The sequence below is a fragment of the Mesorhizobium yinganensis genome (genome assembly GCF_040081985.1).
GTDB classification, from domain to species: Bacteria; Pseudomonadota; Alphaproteobacteria; order Rhizobiales; family Rhizobiaceae; genus Kumtagia; species Kumtagia yinganensis.
The window spans coordinates 1-1,419 of sequence record NZ_JBEBMH010000086.1 but is presented as its reverse complement, the minus strand read 5'-3'; the positions used below and the strand labels follow the sequence as shown (position 1 = coordinate 1,419).

General features: G+C 64.9%; 1 pseudogene. It reads left to right on the top strand.

Annotation, left to right across the window (positions count from 1 at the left end):
• A pseudogene (tnpC, locus tag ABMA59_RS37085) lies at positions 1–1,357 on the top strand (IS66 family transposase); the annotation flags it as partial.
• Positions 1,358–1,419: the final 62 nt, after the last annotated feature.

Here is a 1,419-nt window from a genome sequence, read left to right as displayed (position 1 = left end):
CGAAAACCGACAGCGTGCGCGCCTTCGCGCGCAAGCGGCCGGTGCGCAAACCCTGGCCGCAGGACATCGAGCGCGAGCGGGTCGTCATTGATGCTCCCATCGTCTGCGCCTGCTGCGGCGGATCACGGCTGTCGAAGTTGGGTGAGGACGTAACCGAGACACTGGAAGAGATCCCGCGCCGCTTCAAGGTGATCGAGACGGTGCGCGAAAAGTTCACCTGTCGCGATTGCGGGAAGGTCAGCCAGGCGCCGGCGCCGTTCCACGCCACGCCGCGTGGCTTTATCGGTCCGGGGCTGCTGGCGACGATCCTGTTCGACAAGTTCGGCATGCACGCTCCGCTCAATCGCCAGAGCGCCCGCTTCAAGGCCGAGGGGATCGATCTGCCGCTGTCGACGCTGGCCGACCAGGTCGGCCACGGGACCTTCGCCATGATGCCGCTCTTCCAGCTGATCGAGAGCCATGTGTTCGCAGCCGAGCGCCTTCATGGGGATGACACGACAGTTCCGATCCTGGCGAAGGGGAAATGCACGACCGGGCGCATATGGGTCTATGTCCGCGATGATCGTCCCTTCGCCGGGCCTGAGCCGCCGGCCGCGGTCTATTACGCCTCGAGTGATCGGCGCGGTGAGCGTCCCCAGAAGCATCTGGCCTCCTTCGCCGGCATTCTGCAGTGCGACTGTTACAGTGGCTTCGAGCCGCTGTTCGACCCGCAGCAGAAGGAGCGGCCGATCACGCCTGCCTTTTGCTACGCCCATGCGCGGCGAGGTTCTTCGAACTGGCCGACATCGAGAAAAAGGCCCGGGACGGCAAGAAGGCCAAACCGGTCTCGCCGATCGCGCTGGAGGCGGTCAGGCGTCTCGACGCGTTGTTCGAGATCGAGCGCACCATCAACGGCTGCGGCGCCGACGAGCGGCGGGCTGTGTGCCAGGAGAAGAGCAAACCGCTTCTCGACGACGTGCACACCTGGTTGCTCCATGAACGCGAAACCCTCTCACGCTCCGCCGAGGTGCTGAAACCGATCAACTACATGCTCCGGCGCTGGGGCGACTTCGCCCGCTTCCTCGATGACGGCAGGATCTGCCTCAGCAACAATGCGGCCGAAAGAGCGCTGCGCGGCATTGCTCTGGGACGACGCAACTGGACCTTCGCAGGTTCCCAGCGTGGCGCCGATCGCGCCGCCGTCATGCTCACACTCATCACGACGGCCCGCCTCAACGGCGTCGATCCGAAAGCCTGGCTCGCCGACGTCCTGGCTCGTATCGCCGATCTTCCTGCCTCTCGTCTGTACGAATTGCTGCCCTGGGAGTGGGAGCGTCTGCGCCGAGCCGATGTGGTCGTCGATCAACAAGCCGCCTGACCTTCACGCAACACCATCATAGCTTCGGCACCGCTCGCGCCAGCCAGCATCTTCTGCGGTCC